13 protein-coding genes and 1 pseudogene are annotated in these 19,225 nt (G+C 39.9%); 5 read left to right on the top strand and 9 right to left on the bottom strand.

All coding sequences use genetic code 11. From position 1 onward, the window contains the following. Nucleotides 1-111 precede the first annotated feature (111 nt). Genes envC through cydD form a run of 5 tightly spaced genes read left to right on the top strand, consistent with a single transcriptional unit; the run spans nucleotide 112 to nucleotide 9,776 of the window. Entirely contained in the window at nucleotides 112-1,242 is a 1,131-nt protein-coding gene (gene envC / locus HSP_RS0105585) for a murein hydrolase activator EnvC (RefSeq protein ID WP_371475701.1), read from the top strand. 50 nt (nucleotides 1,243-1,292) lie between these two features. Further along, a complete protein-coding gene (locus HSP_RS0105580) occupies nucleotides 1,293-2,102 on the top strand; it encodes a divergent polysaccharide deacetylase family protein (protein WP_010129340.1) in 810 nt (269 codons plus the stop codon). 19 nt (nucleotides 2,103-2,121) lie between these two features. Beyond that, nucleotides 2,122-4,020 (top strand): autotransporter assembly complex protein TamA, encoded by a 1,899-nt coding sequence (gene tamA / locus HSP_RS0105575; RefSeq protein ID WP_010129338.1) that lies wholly within the window; start codon nucleotides 2,122-2,124, stop codon nucleotides 4,018-4,020. 3 nt (nucleotides 4,021-4,023) lie between these two features. Further along, nucleotides 4,024-7,983, top strand: coding sequence for an autotransporter assembly complex protein TamB (gene tamB / locus HSP_RS0105570; RefSeq protein ID WP_010129336.1), 3,960 nt, complete (start codon nucleotides 4,024-4,026; stop codon nucleotides 7,981-7,983). A 47-nt stretch (nucleotides 7,984-8,030) separates the two neighbouring features. Next, nucleotides 8,031-9,776, top strand: coding sequence for a heme ABC transporter permease/ATP-binding protein CydD (gene cydD, locus HSP_RS0105565; RefSeq protein ID WP_010129335.1), 1,746 nt, complete (start codon nucleotides 8,031-8,033; stop codon nucleotides 9,774-9,776). Between the two features lie 46 nt (nucleotides 9,777-9,822). Here cydD and lpxA read toward each other — a convergent pair whose 3' ends face one another. The 9 genes and pseudogenes from lpxA to gloB form a co-directional block, all read right to left on the bottom strand. Continuing rightward, complete coding sequence (gene lpxA / locus HSP_RS0105560; RefSeq protein ID WP_007523140.1) at nucleotides 9,823-10,617, bottom strand: acyl-ACP--UDP-N-acetylglucosamine O-acyltransferase; 795 nt, start codon at nucleotides 10,615-10,617, stop codon at nucleotides 9,823-9,825. A gap of 18 nt (nucleotides 10,618-10,635) precedes the next feature. After that, nucleotides 10,636-11,100, bottom strand: coding sequence for a 3-hydroxyacyl-ACP dehydratase FabZ (gene fabZ / locus HSP_RS0105555; protein WP_010129334.1), 465 nt, complete (start codon nucleotides 11,098-11,100; stop codon nucleotides 10,636-10,638). A 24-nt stretch (nucleotides 11,101-11,124) separates the two neighbouring features. Further along, nucleotides 11,125-12,150, bottom strand: a complete 1,026-nt coding sequence (lpxD, locus tag HSP_RS0105550) for a UDP-3-O-(3-hydroxymyristoyl)glucosamine N-acyltransferase (RefSeq protein ID WP_010129333.1) — start codon at nucleotides 12,148-12,150, stop codon at nucleotides 11,125-11,127. Beyond that, entirely contained in the window at nucleotides 12,150-12,947 is a 798-nt protein-coding gene (locus tag HSP_RS0105545; RefSeq protein WP_010129332.1) for an OmpH/Skp family outer membrane protein, read from the bottom strand. Before HSP_RS0105545 ends, lpxD begins: the two co-directional genes overlap by 1 nt. A gap of 79 nt (nucleotides 12,948-13,026) precedes the next feature. Beyond that, nucleotides 13,027-15,411 (bottom strand): outer membrane protein assembly factor BamA, encoded by a 2,385-nt coding sequence (gene bamA, locus HSP_RS0105540; RefSeq protein ID WP_010129330.1) that lies wholly within the window; start codon nucleotides 15,409-15,411, stop codon nucleotides 13,027-13,029. A 62-nt stretch (nucleotides 15,412-15,473) separates the two neighbouring features. Then, on the bottom strand, nucleotides 15,474-16,787 hold the full coding sequence (rseP, locus tag HSP_RS0105535; RefSeq protein ID WP_010129328.1) for an RIP metalloprotease RseP: 1,314 nt from the start codon (nucleotides 16,785-16,787) through the stop codon (nucleotides 15,474-15,476). A 5-nt stretch (nucleotides 16,788-16,792) separates the two neighbouring features. After that, nucleotides 16,793-17,662: a phosphatidate cytidylyltransferase gene (locus HSP_RS0105530; protein WP_010129327.1), complete on the bottom strand. Its 870-nt coding sequence runs from the start codon at nucleotides 17,660-17,662 to the stop codon at nucleotides 16,793-16,795. A gap of 22 nt (nucleotides 17,663-17,684) precedes the next feature. After that, nucleotides 17,685-18,407: pseudogene (gene uppS, locus HSP_RS0105525) on the bottom strand (polyprenyl diphosphate synthase); the annotation flags it as partial. A 104-nt stretch (nucleotides 18,408-18,511) separates the two neighbouring features. After that, nucleotides 18,512-19,219 carry a hydroxyacylglutathione hydrolase gene (gloB, locus tag HSP_RS0105520; RefSeq protein ID WP_010129323.1) on the bottom strand — a complete coding sequence of 236 codons (708 nt, stop codon included), beginning with the start codon at nucleotides 19,217-19,219 and terminating at the stop codon, nucleotides 18,512-18,514. Nucleotides 19,220-19,225: the final 6 nt, after the last annotated feature.

Below are 19,225 nucleotides of genomic sequence, written 5' to 3'. Positions count from 1 at the left end.
AAAGCTGATTTTCTAGTAGAAATTGAATAAAATAATCTGATTATTATTTTGTTTTTGGAATAGGCTTCAATTATGCGCTGTACTTCTTTTTTTCGTCTTCTTTTAGGGATTATGTTGAGTGGCTTTATGCTTAATGTACAAGCTGAAGATCTCTCTCAAATTCAACAACGGATTAAACAACAGCAATCTAAAATTAACGAAAACCGTCAAAAGCGCAATGTATTGCAATCGACCCTTAAAACCCAAGAAATTGAAATGGGTAAGGTAATCAATAAATTAAAAGATACAGAAACCTCACTGGCAGATATTCGTGCAGCCATTAAGCGTACAGAACAAGAAATTAAACGCCTTGAACAGCAAGAAAAAAAACAAAAAGAGAAATTAAAAGAGCAGCTAGACTCTGCTTATCGTTCTGGTATTCATCCTTCTGTTTTAGAACGATTGATGTCTGAGCCGGCAAAAGATGCGGATCGAATGACTGCCTATTATGAGCATATCAACCAAGTGCGTATTGATGCCATTTATGAACTTCGTCGCACACAAGCAGAATTGAAAGCACGTCGAGATGAGTTACAAGGTCAGCAAAAAGGTCAACAAACTCAGTTAACAGAGCAGAAAAAACAAGAAAAAGATTTAAAGAAAGTACAAAACGAACGTGAGCTTACTTTAAAATCGATTGATAAAGTCCTTGAGCAAGACGAAAACCGTTTGGATAGCTTAAAAGCAAATGCGGAATCTTTAAAACAACAAGTGGCTAATGCAGCAAGAGAATCTGAGCGTCAAGAAAAACAAGATTTAGCAGCACTAGAGGCGAAGAAAAATAAAGAAGAAAACCGTAAAGCGACTGAGCAAGAAAAACAGCAAGTTCGTGCGGGTTCTGGTTTAAAAGGTGGATATAGCATGCCGGTTTCAGGCAAAGTTGTACAATCGTTTGGCAATGGTTGGACAGGTGTGGTGATTTCAGCCAATGCGGGTACGCCTGTAAAAGCGATTGCAAGCGGGCGAGTTATTATGTCTGACTGGTTGCAAGGTTATGGGAATATGGTTGCGATTGACCATGGAAATGGTGATATTTCACTTTATGGTTATAATCAGAATTTAAGCGTGCGTAAAGGCAGCCGTGTTGCTGCAGGCCAAACTATTGCAACGGTAGGCAATTCTGGCGGACAGACCCGTTCAGGGCTTTATTTTGGGATTACCCGCAAAGGCAGTCCAGTTAACCCGATGAAATTGGTGAAATAATGGCGATATTTAAGGCTTACAAGCGGTCGTTTTTCGCGATAGTTTTGCTGATGTTTATTGGCTTTTCTACGGCGAGCTTCGCGCAATCTGTAGGGAAATTGGCGATTGTCATTGACGATATCGGTTATCATCCAAAAGAAGATACCGCAATTTTGGCTTTACCAAAAGCAGTTAGTGTCGCAATTATTCCTAGCGCACCTTACGCACTCTCGCGCGCAAAAGAAGCTCATGGTCAACAGCGTGATATTTTGATTCATTTACCGATGCAGCCGCAAAATCCGAATATTCCAATTGAGGCTGGCGCATTAAAAGTCGGGGCAAGCTATGCAGAAGCAGAGCAATTACTTAAGCAAGCAAGACAACAAGTGCCTTATGCGATTGGATTAAATAATCATATGGGCAGTGGCGCTACGGCAGACTTAGCAACGATGACACGCTTTATGCAAGCATTGAAAGCAGAGCAACTTTTCTTTTTAGATAGCAAAACTGGTAAAAGTGTGGCTTATCAAACCGCACAGAAACAAGGCATTTCAGCGTTAGAACGACACATTTTTTTAGATGATAGTAACGAATTAGCTGACGTTACGCAGCAATTTCAGCGAGCGGTGCAATATGCTCGTCAACATGGTGTAGCCATTATGATTGGGCATCCGCGCAAAAATAGTGTTGCCGTATTGCAAAAAGGCATTGCTGAACTGCCTTCAGATATTCAACTGGTCAGCATAGGGCATCTCTGGCGCCATGAAAAAATTGAACCGGTTAAACCTTTTATTGTCATTTTTGAGGGTGCGCCAGCACCAACCTCGATTGCGCCATTTAATAATGTTACGCCTTTATTACGCGGCATTCCAAAAGAATAATCCTTATAAGGAACAGAACGTGAATATGAAACTTCGTTTTTTAACTCTTTGTTGTTTGATGGCTTGGAATCAACTTAGTTATGCCGAGGAAGCCCCAGTATCTGAAGAGGATTCAGTCGCTTCCGCTGAATTGGAAGAGGAATCTGATGAATCAAGTAAAACGGAAGAGGCGTCTACGTCAGAAACTGAAGAGAGTCAGGAGCAAAATAATCAACAAAGTGATGAAGAGAAAATAGAAGCGCAAGTTGATGTAAGCGTTGAAGGTATTAAGAATAAAGATAAAGCTGCTTGGAATAACGTTAAGGTTTATCTTGGTCAAATTGCGAATGAATATGCTGATGGCTCAGAGCGTCATCAGTATTTGGTGCAAACAGCAGTAGATAAAGGCTTGCGTGCCTTGGGATATTACAATACACAATATCATTTTGAGCTAGTGCCGCGCGCGGGCAAAAAATCATTATTAAAATTGAATGTGATTTTAGATGATGAAAAAGTCAAACTTGATGAAGTAGATATTCAAATTCAAGGTCAAGCTAAAGAAGATTCAGAGTTTGTTAAGCTAGAACAAAATGCACCGAAAAAAGGTGTGGCGTTAAGTCATGAAGCTTATGATAGCTTTAAAAGTAATATAGAAAATCTTGCTTTTAGAAAAGGTTATTTTGATGGCCATTGGATTTACCATCGCCTAGAGGTTTATCCACAAGATCATCAAGCAGACTGGCGCTTAGGCTATGATAGTGGCGATCGTTATCATTATGGAGAAATCCGTTTTACAGATAATCAGATTCGAGACGATTACTTACGTAATATTTTAAAAGTAAAAAGCGGTGATCCATACGATACTAATGATCTTTCTACAATGACTAGCGACTATTCATCAAGTAACTGGTTCTCTTCCGTATTAGTAGAACCGACCATTCATGAAGAAAATAAAACCGTAGATTTAAACGTACTATTTTATCCAAAAAAGAAAAATAGTATGGAAATTGGGTTGGGTTTTGAAACTGATGTTGGCCCTCGTTTACAATTTAACTGGAAAAAGCCATGGATTAACAGCCGTGGGCATAGTTTAGAAAGCAAAACCTATATATCTCAGCCAGAGCAACGTTTTGAGTTAGGTTATAACATTCCATTGCGTTCTGATCCGTTACATTACTACTATCAAATCTCTGGTGGGATTGAGCGCGAAGATGATAACGATACTAAAACAACGGCAGCTAATTTAGGGTTTCAACGTTTTTGGACGCGAGAAACTGGTTGGTCGTTTTCACTAGGTGTGAAAGCTCGTTATGATAGCTTTACGCAAGGTAATGATTCATTTAAAACGTTGCTCATTTATCCGACCGCTTCATTAAATCGTACTCGCAGCGATGGCAACCGTTTCCCATTATGGGGAGATAGCCAAAAACTCACCGTTAACTGGGGAACAAAAGCGTTAGCCTCAGATGTGAATTTTTATAGCTACAAAGCTTCAACGGCATGGGTAAGAACCTATGCTAAAAATCATCGCATTTATTTAAGGGGTGAAGTTGGCTATATTCATTCAAATGATTTCCATCGCATTCCGCCTGCATTACGTTATTTTGCCGGCGGTGATATGAGCGTACGTGGTTTTGGTTATAAAGATATTACGCCGAAAGATCCTAGAAACGGTAAAAAAATTGGTGGTACTCACTTAGCAACCGGAACACTTGAATATCAATACCAAGTGATATCAAATTGGTGGGCTGCAATTTTCTATGATACTGGTTTAGCGGCAAATAATTTTAAACGTTCAAATTTACATTCTGGTGCAGGTGTTGGCGTACGTTGGGCTTCGCCAATTGGGGCAGTAAAATTTGATCTTGCGAGTCCGGTAAAATCACCTAATAACGAATCTGGTTTGAATTTTTATATCGGCTTAGGTTCGGAGCTTTAAGATATGAATCAAGAGAAAGAACAGAATCGTGAAAACGCACCTGCTGTAAGTGAAGAATCGAAAACGGCAGCATCTGGTGTGAAAAAAAGTCGGAAAAAACGTTGGTGCTGCCGTATTGGTGGCGCTTTGTCATTAGTCGTGTTTACCCCTATCGCTTTTCTAATGACAGGCTTTGGTCAGCGTACAGCTATTGAATGGGCTGATAAATCACTTGATGCTTTGAGTATTGGTGCTGTTGAGGGCAGTATTCAATCTGGGCTAACTTTATCTGATGCGCAATATGAAATGGATGGCGTCAATGTAAAATTAGGGCAGGCTAATTTACATATTGATTTTGGTTGCTTATTGTCAGGTAAGGTTTGTTTAGAAACGGTGGCGTTGAAAGATGCGCATGTTACGGTTGATACCACTAAACTTCCACCTGCTCAAGAAGAACCTGATAATAGTGAACCCTTTACTGAATTAAAGCTTCCATTACCGATTGCATTAAACCAGCTCTCGCTTGATAACATTCAAGTTGAGGTTGATGGCATGAATATGCAATTAGGACATTTTCATTCTGGTATTAGTGGCGAAGGCCGTAAACTCAGTTTGCATCCTACCGCCTTAAACGATTTTGTTCTTTCGCTTCCACAAGCAAATGAAATACAAGCGGTTCAAAAAGAAGAAAAAATTGTAAAAGAGGCAGAAAATTCGACCGCTTCTCAAACGAAAACGGATTGGGAAGCGTTAAAAGCGCAGCTCTCTAAACCGTTATTGACGAAAGCTAGTCAAATCCGCCTGCCATTAGATTTTGAAATTCCTCAACTTGAGGTTAACCAAGTTCGTATTGAGCAACAAACAAAAGCGGAAAAAGCAGAATCTCTTTTTGTATTACATAGCTTGAAGTTACAAGCCAGTGCCAACGATCAAAATGTGACTTTACAGCAGCTTAGTGTTGATAGCGATCAGGGAAAAATTGAAGGGCAGGGGAAATTAACATTAGCGGATCAGTATCCACTAGATATGCATCTTCATGCTGATGTCCCAACATTAAAGGCGTTTGGCATTCCTGCGAGCAAAGCTGATTTGGCATTAAGTGGCGCTTTGTTTGATGAAACCAAATTAAACCTCAGTACGCAAGGGGCGGCAGCTTTAACGCTTGATGGCGGTGTGAAGTTAGCTGAACCTCGTACACCATTGCACCTTACTTTAAAAAGTGAAGGCATGCAATATCCGTTCATGCCAGAAAAAGGGCAAGAACCACTTAAGTTACAAAATCTGAATGTATCGCTCTCTGGCGATTTATTGGATTATCAGCTCGCTACAGCGGTAAAAAGTAGTGGGATGAATTTACCTCCAGCTGCTTTGAACTTAAAAGGTAAGGGCACGCTAACGCAATTTAATATTGAAGATTTGAATCTCAATGCGCTAGAAGGGAAAACTCAGCTGACAGGTTTAGTGGATTGGGCTGACGGCGTAAGTTGGCAAAGTAAGCTAAATCTTAACGGTGTAAACAGTAAATCACTAGTGCCTGATTGGGCTGCGGTATTAAATGGTCAGCTAGAATCAAGTGGTTATGCTGGACGAGGTAAAAATGGTGAAGAGTGGCAGGTTGATGTTAAGAAAGTTGATCTGAACGGATTACTGAATCAGCGCCATTTACAGTTAAAGGGGCAGTTAAGCTCGCAAACGAACAACTTGCTTAATGTGCCTGGGTTAGATTTACAGTATGGTGAGAATCATATTGCAATGAGCGGTCACTTAGGAGATAAATCTGACTTTAATGCTCAAATTAAAGCCCCCAATTTACAGGGGTTAGTGCCGAATTTAAAAGCTGAAATGAACGGTAATGTAAAACTTTCAGGCAAAATTGCAGAACCGAATGTAGATTTAGATTTAGTTGCTAAAAATGTAAGTTTTGATGCGATGAAATTGCAGAGTTTAACGGCTAAAGGGCAAGTTAAAACAGAAAAAAACATTCAAGGGGATGTCAATTTAGATCTTCGCCAATTTAGCTATAACGATATCAAATTAGATCAGGCACAACTTGCTGTTAAAGGAAGTGAAGGAAATCATCAGCTAAAACTGACCTCTAAAGGGAATCCTGTTGGGGCGAATTTGCAAATTTCTGGAAAATTTGACCGCTTGCAAGAAACGTGGAGTGGGCAGTTAACTCAGGCACAAATTCAAACAACGGATTATGGTAATTTCCACGCGGATAAACCGGTTGCGATTACGTATCAAAATAAGTTGGTCAGCGCGAATATTTCAGCACATTGCTGGCAACACAATCAGTTAAATCTTTGTTTTCCAACGGCATTTACTGCAGGACAAGAAGGCAAAGTGCCATTTGAACTGCGTCGTTTTGATTTAGCTTTCGTGCAACAATTTTTAGATAAATCGAGTCAGATTACTGGTCTCGTGAATGCTAAAGGTGAAGCCGCATGGTTTAAAAATAAAGCGCCAGTCGTGGATGTCACTTTAAACAGCGAGAGTTTGAAATTTGTTCAGAAAATGGAGGGTGGTAGTGCTTTCCCATTAACGATTTCCCCACTGAAAGCGACAGTGAAATTGGCTGATAACAATCTGAATTTAAAAACAGATCTCAAATTAGAAAATAATGGTCGAATTGCGACTGATCTGGTCATGAAAGATTTAAGCAAAACCCGCGGATTATCGGGAACGGTTAATATTGATCAGATTTCGCTAAAATTGATTAAACCATTACTTACGGGGGGCGAGCGTGTCGATGGGCTTATCAATGCGCGCTTAACTCTAGGCGGGTCGGCTACTGCACCGTTATTACATGGGCGATTAGGTTTAAGTGAGTTACGAGTTAAATCAGCAACGATGCCGTTTGATGTAACAGGCGGAAATGTAGATCTGAATTTCAATGGCACAAGTTCAACGCTGAATGGACGCGTACAAACGACAGAGAGTGAACTCTTTTTAACCGGTAATGCCAACTGGCAAGATCTTTCTGCTTGGCGTACTGAAGTTCATGCTAAGGCAAACCGTTTTAGAGTGAATGTGCCAAATATTGCTAAGGTAGAGTTTTCTCCAGATATTAGTGTGACTGCAACTCCTAAAGAGCTTATTTTAGGTGGCGTCATTGATATTCCTTGGGCAAGAATCGAAGTGGAAGAATTGCCAGAAAGTGCTGTAGGAGTAAGCAGTGATGAAGTGATTATGGATGGCTCGGCAAAAACAAAAGTGCCATTCTCTCAACGTCAGTTACCGGAGCAAACTTCAAGTGGTATGGCAATTAAATCGGATTTAAAAATTAACATCGGAGATGATGTTAGCTTAAATGCTTATGGATTGAAAACCCATCTCAATGGGACAATTGCGGTTCGTCAAGGTAAACAAGGATTAGGCTTATATGGTCAAGTGAATTTATTGAAAGGCCGTTTTGCTTCTTTTGGGCAGGATTTATTGATTCGTAAAGGTGTCATTCAATTTGCAGGCTTACCATCACAGCCAACGTTGAACTTTGAAGCGATTCGTAACCCAGAAGCGATGGAAGATCCAAGTGTAACAGCAGGGGTTAAAGTCACAGGTATTGCAGATAACTTGAATGTAAAAGTGTTCTCTGACCCGCAAACCTCGCAAGATCAGGCGCTTTCGTATTTACTGACAGGTCGCTCATTAGAAAATAGTGGTGAAGCCGGCTCAAGTAACTCAATGGCTGCTGCATTATTGAGCATGAGCCTTTCAAAAAGTGCGAAAACGGTGGGTAAAGTCGGCAGTACTTTCGGCTTAAATGATCTAAGTGTAAGTACGGCAGGGATTGGCGATAATACCAAAGTTGAAGTAAGCGCTAGCTTAACACCGAAATTCCGTGTGAAATATGGCGTGGGTATCTTTGCACCATTGACGGAATTAACATTACGTTATACGCTTACGCCGAAGCTTTATTTACAGTGGGTTTCTAGCGTTAACCAAGCGGTAGATTTAATGTACCGTTTCGAATTTGATTAGTTTTTAGCACAAGTTCTAATGAGCTTGTGCTTTCTATTTTAATAATTATGGAAAAACAACGACAAAAGCAATTACAAAAATGGCTCAAGCTACAAAGCCGTACGATTAAAAAGTTTATTCATCTTAATGTTCTATTTGGCTCGCTTAGCGCCCTGCTAATGATTGGGCAGATGTGGCTTTTAGCGACTATTTTGCAAAAAGTGATGTTAGAAAATATTGCTTCTAACACGTTAATGACAGAGCTAGGTTGCTTGATAGCCTGTTTTGCTGGTCGAGCTTTGCTCATTTGGGCGCGTGAACGAGTCGGTTTTCATGCCGGAAAAACCTTACGGCATGCATTACGTCGCCAGATTATTGAAAAGCTTACTGATATTGGCCCAATTGATATGCGCCAAAAACCGGCAGGAAGTTGGGCGGCACTTATGCTAGAACAGGTGAATAATTTGCATAATTTCTATGCGCGCTATTTGCCTCAGCAGTATCTTTCGTTAGTCGTACCGCTGGTGATTTTAGGCTTTGTTTTTCCGCTGAACTGGGCGGCTGGTTTAATTTTATTTGCTACCTTACCTTTGTTACCGGTGTTTATGGCGTTAGCAGGGATAAAAGCGGTAGAAGCGAATCAACGTAACATCGGTATTCTTTCTAAAATTAGCGGGCAGTTTTTAGATCGCTTAAAAGGGCTAGAGACGATTCGGTTATTTGGTCAGGCCGAACAACAAGTTAAAGAGATTCATGAAAGCACAGAAGCCTTTCGATTAAGTACGATGGATGTGCTAAAAATGGCCTTCCTTTCTTCAGCTGTTTTGGAATTTTTCACCGCTATCTCTATTGCGGCTTCAGCGGTCTATTTCGGTTTTGTCTATTTAGGTGAGCTAGATTTTGGGGATTATGGATTAGGAGTGAGTCTTTTCACGGGCTTTTTCTGTTTAATGTTAGCGCCAGAATTTTATCAACCACTAAGAGAACTTGGCGTTTATTATCACGATAAAGCAGCTGCGATTGGGGCAGCAGATAGTATTGAAGCATTTTTATCAGCCCAATCGCCAATGAACAAGCGGCCAGATTTGCAAAAAGATTTACCAAATCAACCGCTTGAGATTCAAGCTCACGGTTGTGTGGTGCTTTCTCCGCAAGGCAAAACTTTAACGGCACCATTAGATTTTGAGCTGAAAGCAAATCAACATATTGCTTTAGTTGGGCAAAGTGGTGCGGGGAAAAGTTCGTTACTGAATATGCTGTTAGGTTTTTTACCTTATCAGGGATCGGTTAAAGTGAATGGTGTGGAGTTGTGTGAACTAAATTTAGCACAATATCGTATGCGTCTGGCTTGGGTTGGACAGAACCCACAATTGATTCAAGGCACGCTTGAAGAGAATGTGCTACTAGGTAGTCAGAATGTAACTTCTGAACAATTTGAAGACGCGTTGAAACTTTCTAAAGCAGATGAATTCGTTTATCGGTTGGGTTTAGATAACGTAATTCAAGAAGAAAATAGTGGGATTTCTGGCGGGCAGGCTCAGCGAATTGCTATTGCGAGAGCATTATTACGTCAAGCGGATTTATTGTTACTTGATGAACCAACCGCTAGCTTGGATATGCAATCTGAACAGCAGGTTTTAAGCGCACTGGCAAATTTAAGCGAACAGAAAACTACGCTAATGATTACTCACCGCATTGAAGATTTAAAACAATGTGATGAAATTTGGGTCATGAAGAAAGGGCAGATGGTACAAAAAGGCGATTATCAAAGCCTTGAGAATTCAGGTTATTTCGCAGAGTTATTAGCAGAGTAGAAAAAATGGGGCTAACAGATGTTAGCCCCATTTCTTTAGCATTTCTTTAGCGGATAATACCGCGAGTTGAGCGTTTGAAGAAATCCACAAAAGCTTTTGCTGCGGGTTCTTTTTCAGCAATTTGTTCGATTTCTGGTAAGGCTTCTTCAACCGTTTTGTTGCTGCTATATAAAAGCTTATAAACTGCACGGATTGCATGCATTGCTGGTTTATCAAAACCACGGCGTTTTAGCCCTTCAAAGTTAATGCCAAAAGGGCGAGCATGGTTGCCTTGTGCCATCACGTAAGGAGGAACATCTTGGCTAACCATTGAACCACCACCGAGCATCACATGTGCGCCAATAACTGCAAATTGGTGAATAGCTGACATTCCGCCGACAATCACAAAATCATCAAGGGTAACATGGCCTGCAAGTGTTCCGTTATTTGCAATAATACAACGATTACCGATGCTACAGTCGTGAGCAATGTGGCTGTTAATCATAAAGAGGTTATCATCGCCAACACGGGTAATTCCACCACCTTGAACGGTACCACGGTGAATGGTCACGCTTTCACGAATACGGTTACGGTTTCCAATAATTGTTTTAGTGGGCTCACCTTGGTATTTTAAATCTTGGTTGATTTCACCAATGCTTGCGAATTGGAAGATATGGTTATCTTCACCAATTTCAGTAATACCATCGATGACAACGTGGCTATGGATTTTTGTTCTAGCGCCGATCTTGACATCTTTACCAATAACACAAAATGCCCCGATCTCTACTTTCGCGCCGATTTCAGCCCCATCTGCAACCATCGCAGTAGGGTGAATGATGGCAGTTGAATCAATTAAACGCATAATTTCCCCCTTATTGGGTTATTTTCTCGCACACATTAAATCAGCTTCGCAAGCTAATTTGCCATCTACATAAGCTTTACCAGTAAATTTGGTAATGCCTCTTTTTTCTGTTAAAAATTCAACTTCAAGTACAAGTTGATCGCCAGGCACAACAGGGCGTTTAAAACGCGCATTGTCAATCGCAGCGAAGTAGTATAATTCGCCTTCTTTCATTTTTCCGTAGCTAGCAACAGCAAGAATACCGGTTGCTTGTGCCATTGCTTCTAAAATTAACACACCTGGGAAAATTGGTTTTGCAGGGAAGTGACCGGTAAAGCAAGGCTCGTTTACAGTCACATTTTTCACTGCTCTAAGCCATTTGCCTTCTTCATAATCAGTCACGCGATCAACTAATAAAAATGGATAACGATGCGGAAGCATATCCATAATTTCAGTGACTTCAATGATTTTTGGTTGACGGTTTTCTTGTACTTCAATAGTCATGTAGATTTAGACCTCACAATTTGTTTATTCACTTAAACGCTTTTCTAGAGCCTTTAAGCGTTTGTTCATTTCATCAATATTCAAGGTAAGCGCAGCTGTTTTACGCCATTCTTTATTGGTTTGTGCTGGAATACCAGAAGAATAAATTCCTTTTTCGGTAATGGGCTTCATCACCATACACATTCCCGTAATAATGGCACCATCGCAAATTTCCATATGGCCGTTGATAACGCTTGCCCCACCAATTTGACAGAATTTGCCGACTTTAAGGCTACCCGCCATAATTACGCCACCAGCAACAGCGGTGCCATAACCGATATGCACGTTATGAGCAATTTGGCAAAGGTTATCAATAATCACATTATCTTCAATGACAGTAGGATCAAGCGCGCCACGGTCGATACAAGTGCATGCACCAATTTCAACACGGTTGCCAATGATTACCCCACCTGTTTGTGGAATTTTGATCCATTGACCTTTTTCATTGGCATAACCGAAGCCATCGCTGCCGATGACGGCTGAAGATTGAATTAAACAGTCTTCACCTAATTGCACACCATGATAAATCGAAACATTTGCCCATAATTGGGTTCTTGCACCAATACGGCTTCCTTTACCAACAAAGCAGCCAGCACCAATGACAACATCATCTCCTAGCACAACACCGCTTTCAATCACTGCATTCGCACCAACAGAAACATTGTGACCTAATTTTGCATCGCTTGAAATAACTGCAGAAGGGTGGATTTGTGAAGCAGCTTTTGGCGTGCTATCCATATATTGAGCCAGTTTTGCATAAGCCACATAAGGATTATCTACGATAATCAAGTTTTGCTCTGGCGCACAAAATTCAGCATCTGCAGGGCTGACAATAATGGCGCCAGCTTGGCAAGCGGTCAAATTTTCACGATATTTTGCATTAGAAATAAAAGTGATTTGCGAAGACTGCGCTTTGTTTAAAGCTGCAATGCTATCAATAGCCAAATCGGCGTTACCTTTTAAAGTACCGCCGATATGCTCCGCTAATTCAATTAAACGGAATGTTGCCATTATTTTTTCGCTTCTTCTGTCGCTTGAGGTTTTGCTTCTTCAGCTGCTTTTGGCGCTTCTGCAGCAGGTTGTTCTTCAGCTTTAGGCTCAGGCAGTTTAATTTCTGGATGTTTTGCCTTAATAGCATCTAATACTGCTTCAGTGATGTCTTTGCTTTCATCTTCAGCATAAAGTGCAACTTGTGGTTGAAGTACTAGGGTGTAACCTTTCGCTTTTGCTACTTCTTTGATGGTCACATTAATTTCATCAACGGCTTGTTTTTGCGCTTCTTGTGGGTTTAGACCACCTGAGTTTTTATTAGCATCTTCGATTTTCTTTTGGAAAGCTTCAGCTTTTTGTTGGAAAGCTTCTGCTTTTTTCGCAAAAGCAGCTTCACGTTTTTGTAACGCTTCTACTTTATTTTGGAAACCTTTTTGGCTTGCCATAATTTTATCTTGGCGAGCTTGGATTTCTTTTGCACGTAAACGAGGTGCATCTTTTTCTAATTGTGCAACTTGTTTTTTCAATGATGCTTCTAAATTGCCTTGTTCAGCTTTTAATTTTTTCGCATCAGCTTCAATACCTGCGCGTTCTGCGGTTAAAGCTTTGTTTTCTTCCGCTAGTTTTTTATCTTCTTCAGCAAATTGTGTTTCATTGCTTTTCATGAAAGCGTCAAATTTTGCGGCTGCATCTAATAATACAGGGTGGTTTTGTAAAATATAACCAGGATCTGCAAAACCGATAGTGTCTGCTGCTTGTGCGATACCTGCTGTCATAAACGCAGCTGAAAGAGCCGCAACTTTAAATAATTTTTTCATATAATTATCCTCTAAAAAGTAAATAAGGGGCGGTTAAATTGTTTTTGCAAAAATTTTATCAAATTTAACCGCTTGAAAATTAGAATGTACTACCAATGCTAAATTGGAATTGTTCGATTTCATCTCCAGTATATTTTTTAATCGGTTTTGCATAAGAGAATGAAAGTGGACCGATTGGTGACTGCCATTGGAAGCCAATACCTGCAGAAGCACGAACACGTTTGTAATCGCTAAAGTCCGGTAAGTTTGGATATTTAGCGGCTTTCCATTTAGTTGTCCATACGCTAGCTGCATCTACGAATAATGAAGTACGAACATTATGTTGGAATTTCTCACTAATAAATGGCGTTGGTACAATAAGTTCAACACTTGCTAATGCCATTGCATTACCACCAACTACGTCTTCACTGTTTTCGGTAAAGGCACGTGTATTTTGTGAATAATAAATCGCTTTCGGGCCAATTGCGCCATAAGAGAAACCGCGTAATGAGCCAATGCCACCTGCAGAGAAGAGCTGGTAGAATGGTACTTTTTTACCGCCGTAACCGTTAGTATAAGATGCGCCTAATTTGGTTGAGATAACCCATTTATGCTCACGGTTAAGTGGATAGTAATTACGGAAATCTGCATTCACACGATAGTATTTATTATCAGAACCTGGAATAGTAATTTTTCCACCAATACCTGCTGAGGTACCTTGTGTTGGGAAATAACCACGGTTTAAGCTGTTATAGTTCCAACCTAGTGAGAAATCGAAGTCATCTGCTTTAATTTTGCTGTAATAACTGGTGTTTTTATCGTACTTAAAGCCCATTGATTTAACATATTTCTCACGGGTATATTCACGACTTACGTTGTTTAATTTGTCATGTGTGTAACCTAAGCCTAAGTAGTAAGAGTTGTTTTCATCTACTGGGAAGCCAAGCGTACCATTGATACCATAAGTTTTACGTTTATAAGCTGCAGAAGTGCTACTATCTGAGTTATCGTAGTCTTCATAGAAAATGTTTCCACCAAGGCTTACACCATCTTTGGTAAAGTACGGTTCGGTATAACCTAAGTTCACGCTAGTACCGTAGTCGTTACGTGTACCACTTAAACTGATAGTTGAACCTAAGCCTAAGAAGTTGTCTTGTTTAATACCAGCTTGGTAGCTAAAGCCACTTTCTGTACCATAACCTACACCGAAGTTGATAGAACCAGTATTGCGTTCTTTAATTTTATATACAACATCAACTTGGTCATTGGTTTCTGGTACATTCTGCATTTCCATTTCAACGCTATCATAGAAACCAGTACGTTCTAAACGGCTTTTACCAAGTGTTACTGCAGAAGTCGATAACCATGCACCTTCTTGTTGACGCATTTCACGGCGTAAAGTTGAGTCAGCGGTTACATCATTGCCTTCAAAGCGGATTTTACGTACATAAGTACGTTGACCCGCATCAACAACGAAGCTAATTGCGACAGTTTGGTTTTCATCATCAAATTTTGGATGAATATCCACTTTTGCAGCACCAAAACCGTTCTCACCAAGAATGTCTTTAATGCCATCTTGAATTGCAACTAATTCATCACGACGGAATAGATCGCCAGTTTTATAATCTTTTAATAATGCATTGAGTTTGTTATCAAGGTGCGCAGTGTTACCTACAATACGGATATTACTCACTTTGTATTGTGCGCCTTCATGAATTTTATAGGTTAAATCAACCTCTTTTTTATCATCAGAGAATTTAACATCAGTATCCGTTAGAGCAAATTTTGCATAACCGCGGTTAAGATAATAGTTGCGGATAGTTTCTAAATCTTTGTTGTAGGCTTGTTGTTCAAATTTGCTACTTTCAAAAATATTCCACCAAGAAACATCAGGTTGTACTTCAAGTGGTTCTGTTAATTCTTTTGAGCTAAATGCTTGGTTGCCTTCGAAATTAATGTGCTTAACGTAAGCAACATCTCCTTCGTTGAATTTGAATTTAAGATTGATGCCACCGTTTTCTGCTTGGGTGGTTTCAGTATCAATAGTAGCTTGATAACGACCAATAGCGCGGTAGTGATCTAATAATGCTTGTTTAAATTCATTGACTTTCTCAGCATCATAGACTTCGCCTTTCGCGATTAAGTTTGCTTTTAAGTTTTGCTCTAAAGCATCTTTAGGAATGGCACCGTTACCGTCTAAATCAACAGAATTTAAAATAGCACGTTCAGCCACTTTAATGACTAAAGTATTACCTTCACGTGTAGCTTGAACGTTTTGGAAACGATTTAAAGAGAACAATTGACGAATGACGTTCGAAACGTCTGCATCAGTTGCAGTTTGCCCAACTTTTACTGGTAAAGAAGAGATAATCGCCTCACCCGTTGCAGGTTGAACGCCATCAACACGAATATCTTTTACAACAAAAGGCGCAGCAATAGCGACACCGTTAGCAAGTAAAAGTGAAGAAAGTAATAATTTTTTCATTGAAATTATCCTATAAACGATTTGCAAAATTACGCGCGGATTTGACCGCTTGTAACCTAAATTTAAAAGTGGATGACATCATTGATAAACGTAAATGCCATCAAACTTAATACCAAAACCATGCCAATTTGTTGATATGTTAATTGAACACGGCGGGAAAGCGGTTTACCTCTAATTGCTTCGCTGGCTAATAGAACCAATTGACCACCATCTAAAGGTAAGATAGGGAAGAGATTCATAACACCAAGATTGACACTAATGAGTGCCATAAAACCTAAATAATAAATCCAGCCTGACTCAGCGCTCATGCCTGCACCTTTGGCAATTGAAATTGCGCCGCCCATATTTTTTACAGAAATATCGCCTGTGATTAAATTGCCAATAAAACTACAAATAGTCTTACTTAGTGAATAAACTTTCTCAAGGCTTTTGCTAAATGCTTCAAGAATACCATACTTTAATTCTGTACGATACTTGTCTGCAAGCAGTTCGTAGCTTGGGACAATGCCGATTAAGTAGCGTTCACCTTTTTTTTCTGGTTGGATGACAAACGTCATTTTTTCTGTTTCACGTTCAATTTCTAGCTCAACCGGTTCGCCAGTTTGAATTGCTTTAACCAATGTTTGCCACTTAAAAGGCTCTCGATTTATCGCCAAAATGTTATCACCAGCTTTGAGCCCCACTTTTTGGGCAGCAGAATCCGTTTCCACTTTATTAATCACAGGGGTAATTTTGTTACCTTTTGGTCGAATACCAATACTTGTAAGTGGATTCTCTTTGGTATTGTCAATTTGCCAATGAGATAAATCCAATTCGAAATGCTGCAAATTAGCATCATCGATTAAGTGCCCAGCTAGCGAAACTTTTTTGTGTCCAACTTCACTTAAAAGCGCTAAGGTCGCATCGTTCCAATCTCTTACAGGAGAACCAGCAATTTCTGTGATTTCAAGATCTTCCGGTAATTGCGCTGTAGCAGCAATACTGTTTGCAGAGACTTCAGCAATCACGGGTTTTACAGTTGGAAGACCATTTACAAAAATTAACCAATAGGCCATTAAAGCGAATAAAAAATTGGCTAATGGCCCTGCAAAAATAATGAATGCACGTTGAGCAATAGATTTTTGTGCTAAAGATTGATGCACTTGCCCGTTAAATTCCGGTTCATCATTATACATTTGCACATAACCGCCTAGCGGAATAAGTGAAAATGCGAATTCAGTACCTTGTTTATCAGTTTTTTTGTAGAGCACTTTGCCAAAGCCGATGGAAAAGCGAATCACTTTTACACCACAGCGTCGGGCTGCCCAAAAGTGCCCGTATTCATGAACGAATACCAAGACACAAATTAAAATAAAAAATGCAATTATGGATGTCATTGAGCTTAAAGTACAAAGAAGAACATCGTTGCAAAGAATGGAATCGCAGCGGTTAGGCTATCAATTCTATCTAAAATTCCACCATGCCCCGGAATTAAATTACTACTATCTTTAATGCCGGCTTGGCGTTTAAACATACTTTCTGCCAAATCACCTAAAATAGAAATCGCAACAGTTGCTACTGAAACTAAGATAAAGTGAGTTGTATTTAATTCACGCCCAAACACATCAGTAGAGGCAAATTTTAAGAATGCAAAGGCAATAATAGAAGAGGTTAATAATCCGCCTAATGCACCTTCCCATGATTTACCTGGAGACACTTTAGGGGCTAGTTTACGTTTACCAAAAGCACGACCGAAGAAATAAGCACCTGAATCAGCGCCCCAAACTAGCAAGCACACATAAAGCAATAAGTAAGTCCCTTGATATGGTGCTTGGTTGTAATGGTAGAAGCGTAAAGCTAAAAAGCCGATTAAAAATGGTAGTAAAGTGGCTAAGCCAAAAATAAATTTTGCGACGACAGATTTCATCCATAATGAAGCTGATTTTGGATAAGAAACCACTAGAGCTAATGCAAAAATCCACCAAATACAGCCGATAAAGAGAACAGGTGCTGTTCCATCCGTAATAAATTTAGTGGCATTGATGTAATTGGTATTAGCCAAAATTAACAGCAATAAAATTGCCCCTGTTACTAAAGCAATCAACATACGTGAAACGGGGGTTTTAAACCCAACAAATTGAGCCCATTCCCACATACCTAATGATACAACCACTGTAACAATAATGGTTAATGGAAGGGGTGATAATAAGAAAATAGCGGCTAATACAGCAATTACCATAACGATGGCAGAAAGTATGCGTTCTTTTAGCATTTTTTAATATCCTTGTTAAAAATTAGCAGCCACCAAAACGTCGCTCGCGTTGTTGATAAGCAACAATCGCTTCGCTGAAGGTGTTGTCGTTAAAATCTGGCCAAAGCACAGGCGTAAAAAATAGTTCAGCATAAGCAATTTGCCAGAGCAAAAAGTTGCTAATACGTTGTTCACCACTAGTGCGAATTAATAAATCAACTTGCGGTTGGTTACCTGTTACCAACATTAGTTGAAAACGTTCAGGGGTAATCTCATCAGGATTGATTTCGCCCAGTTTCACTTTAATAGCAAGTTGCTGAGCTGCTTGAGTAATATCCCAATAGCTGCCGTAATTAGCCGCAATATTTAATGTTAATCCGGTATTGTTGGCGGTTAAAGTCTCAGCTTCGTTAATACGTTTTTGTAAACTTTCGCTGAACCCTTTTTTATCGCCTAGAATTTTTAATCGAATTTGATTTTTGTGCAGCTTTTTGACTTCGGAATCAAGCATTTTCATAAACAAGCTCATTAGTGCAGAAACCTCTGCAGCTGGTCGACTCCAGTTTTCACTACTGAAAGCGTATAAAGTTAACACTTCAATACCGTGTTTTGCTGCAAAGCTCACGGCTGCACGAACGGCTTTCACGCCGTTTTGATGGCCGAAAACCCGCATTTTTCCTTGTTGTTTTGCCCAACGTCCGTTGCCATCCATAATAATGGCGACGTGTTTAGGCATATTTTGTGGGTCAAAATTCACCGTTTGCTCGCTTTGCTGACTATATCAAAAAATGGCTGTAACTATAACATAGGATAGCTAAAGAAGATAGGGAGGGCGGCAGATTCCTCAGGGTATCTGCCGAATGAAATGGGTTAAGCCTGATCTTTTTGTTGGCGAAGTGTAATAAATTGCGCTAAATCGACCGCTTGTAAGAATGGGTTGATAGTAAGCTCTTTTTCTAACGTAGTGGGTAACGTTGGTTGTTTACGTGATTGGAGAATTTCCGCTCGCTCTTGTGCTTCAAATAATGCACAACTTGGTGGCATAACCTTTTCAGCAAAACGTAAATTGCTGATAGTGTATTCGTGTGCGGGAAAAATTTCGACAAAACTTGGTAGCGCTTTAAAGCGTTGAAGAGTATCAAACTGTGCTTGGTAATCTCCGGTAAAAACGCGTCCGCAACCGCCAGAGAACAGCGCATCCCCACAGAATAAATATTCGTTACCAAATAGATAGCTAATTTGTCCTTCAGTATGACCAGCGCTATCAATAATACGAACATCATAGCCAAATAATGTTAAATGCATTTCAGGTACTAGAATTTCAGTTGCCCAGTTGGCACATTCTTTGGGGCCATAAATAGTTAAATGAGGATAATGAGCTTTGATTTCATCTACGCCACCCACATGATCGCTGTGATGATGGGTCAGTAAACAAGCGGTCAAATTTAGTGAATGTTTTGCAAGGTAATCTAGCACAGGGCGAGCTTCACTAGGATCAACAATAATTGCTTGGTCGTTTTGCTGAATCAGCCAAATATAGTTATCACTGAGCGCTGGAATTGGAGTAATTTGTAACATAAATTT

Source organism: Haemophilus sputorum CCUG 13788 (assembly GCF_000238795.1).
GTDB lineage: Bacteria > Pseudomonadota > Gammaproteobacteria > Enterobacterales > Pasteurellaceae > Haemophilus_A > Haemophilus_A sputorum.
The sequence above is the reverse complement of the archived record's forward strand: the minus strand, read 5'-3'. Positions and strand labels throughout refer to the sequence as shown.

Coding starts and splice junctions, on each gene's coding strand:
- envC (WP_371475701.1), top strand. CDS start 112: ATGTTGAGTGGCTTTATGCTTAATGTACAAGCTGAAGATCTCTCTCAA.
- HSP_RS0105580 (WP_010129340.1), top strand. CDS start 1,293: ATGTTTATTGGCTTTTCTACGGCGAGCTTCGCGCAATCTGTAGGGAAA.
- tamB (WP_010129336.1), top strand. CDS start 4,024: ATGAATCAAGAGAAAGAACAGAATCGTGAAAACGCACCTGCTGTAAGT.
- cydD (WP_010129335.1), top strand. CDS start 8,031: ATGGAAAAACAACGACAAAAGCAATTACAAAAATGGCTCAAGCTACAA.
- lpxA (WP_007523140.1), bottom strand. CDS start 10,617: ATGCGTTTAATTGATTCAACTGCCATCATTCACCCTACTGCGATGGTT.
- fabZ (WP_010129334.1), bottom strand. CDS start 11,100: ATGACTATTGAAGTACAAGAAAACCGTCAACCAAAAATCATTGAAGTC.
- lpxD (WP_010129333.1), bottom strand. CDS start 12,150: ATGGCAACATTCCGTTTAATTGAATTAGCGGAGCATATCGGCGGTACT.
- HSP_RS0105545 (WP_010129332.1), bottom strand. CDS start 12,947: ATGAAAAAATTATTTAAAGTTGCGGCTCTTTCAGCTGCGTTTATGACA.
- bamA (WP_010129330.1), bottom strand. CDS start 15,411: ATGAAAAAATTATTACTTTCTTCACTTTTACTTGCTAACGGTGTCGCT.
- rseP (WP_010129328.1), bottom strand. CDS start 16,787: ATGACATCCATAATTGCATTTTTTATTTTAATTTGTGTCTTGGTATTC.
- HSP_RS0105530 (WP_010129327.1), bottom strand. CDS start 17,662: ATGCTAAAAGAACGCATACTTTCTGCCATCGTTATGGTAATTGCTGTA.
- gloB (WP_010129323.1), bottom strand. CDS start 19,219: ATGTTACAAATTACTCCAATTCCAGCGCTCAGTGATAACTATATTTGG.